This window comes from Micromonospora sp. NPDC005806, assembly GCF_042871425.1.
Lineage (GTDB): Bacteria > Actinomycetota > Actinomycetes > Mycobacteriales > Micromonosporaceae > Micromonospora.
The window spans coordinates 1-1668 of sequence record NZ_JBIAIL010000098.1; the positions used below are offsets into that span (position 1 = coordinate 1).

The 1668-nt window shown below is 68.5% G+C and carries 1 protein-coding gene; it reads right to left on the reverse strand.

Annotated elements, in window-relative coordinates; genetic code table 11:
- Window positions 1-145: 145 nt before the first annotated feature.
- Window positions 146-1543 carry an IS1380 family transposase gene (locus ACFYOS_RS36385; protein WP_387151897.1) on the reverse strand — a complete coding sequence of 466 codons (1398 nt, stop codon included), beginning with the start codon at window positions 1541-1543 and terminating at the stop codon, window positions 146-148.
- Window positions 1544-1668 lie beyond the last annotated feature (125 nt).

Below are 1668 nucleotides of genomic sequence, written 5' to 3' on the forward strand. Positions count from 1 at the left end.
ACTAGCCTCGGTCTTTCGCTAACTGTTGATCAAGGCTGTTGAGGCGGCTGGTTGATCTTTTGGGTGGTTGTTCGGGTCGTGGGCGTGCCGGTGGCCCGGCGCGGGGCCGGGGTCCTCCGGGTGCTCGTGGTGGCGGGACGTGGGTTCAGGTGATGGGCCGGGGTAGCGCGGTCAGGCGGCCGAAGGCGGCGGCGAGGATGGCGGCCCAGGGCCAGTTTTCGGCGATGCGTAGGTAGGTGCGGCGGGCGGATCGGGTGATCCGGGCTGGTACGTGGAGCAGCCGGTGACGCAGCTTCTTCGGTTCGGCGGTGGCCAGTTCGCCGTCGAGGAGAAGGTGCTGGGTCCAGGCGAGCAGGTCGATGCCGGTCAGGGCCAACTCCAGCCAGGCCTGGTTGATCGCGAAGACGCGGGAGGGGAAGCGACCGAATCCGGTGTCCTTGCCGGTGCGGATGCGGTCCTCGACGCGGGCGTGGGCGCGGTGGCGGGCCTCCAGGTATTGGATCGACCCTGCTCCGGCTTGGGTGTCGGTGGCCATGACCTGGTGACGCCAGCCTTCGATGGTGTCGAACAGGGTCAGTTGCGCACCGGGGTGGGGTCGTTCCCGACGGACGATGAACCGGGTCCCGGCCGGGTAGCCGGTGGCGGGGATAGCGCCGGTGATCTCGCAGATTTCGGCGCCGTCACGCACCTGCCCGTCGGTGTCGAGGGCCGGAACCCAGTTCCTGGCATGGCGGATCGCGTCACGGATCGCCTCGGTGATCGCGACACCGACCGAGAAGAAGGTGTCGATGCCATGGGCTCGCAGGCTACGAATGTGGGCCAGAAATCCCTGCGTGCAGCCCGCCGAGTCTGACCGGATGAGGATGTCGGTGCCGTAACGGTGCGGCTCGGGGATCTGCGCCAGGGCCGCGTCCAGGACGGTGATGTGATCGGCGGTGGTGTTCGATCCAGCCCGACCTTCCCGCAGCAGCCCCGACAACGCCTCCCGCGATCCATCGAGGAAGCAGAACAGCGGATGGTAGCCGAACGATTTCTTCCACGTGCGAGTCGCCGACTCCTTCTCGGAGTGGCAGATCACGACCGAGGCGTCCACATCGAGGACCAGGCCGGGCACCTGCAGGCCAGCCGCGGTCGAGGTCGGCAACCCTCCGCGAGTCTCGATCATCTGCGCCCAGGCCACCTCCCGCGCGAGGGCACGTGCTTGCCGCAACCGGGCCAGCGCGACGCCGTCCACGCCGGACAACACCCGCCAAGCGGTCGGATCAGAGGCCACCGAGCCGAACAGGCCGGCCTGGTCACGCAGCACCGCTAGATCGGCGATCGCCTCACCGCCGTCGGCGAGCATCACCGCAACGTCGACCGCGACCCGGCCAGGGTCATGGCCCGCCCGCCGGACCCGCAGCGACCCAAGAGCGTCGCTGAACGCACTGGTCAGCCCCGTGGCGTCGGCAAGGTCGGCCAGGAGCCGGGCACCGGCATGCCCGACAACACCCCGCCCGTCCGGCGTGGCCACGATCTTCGGACGCGACCCGGTATCGTGCATCTGGAAAGTGCCCTCCGTGGCGGATGGTTGAGACCCTCAGCAAGTCCCATCCTTCCAGCCCAGAGGGCATTTTCACGTTCTCGACCCACCACCGCCGCCAAGCCTTCATGAAGGCGCGAGGCTAG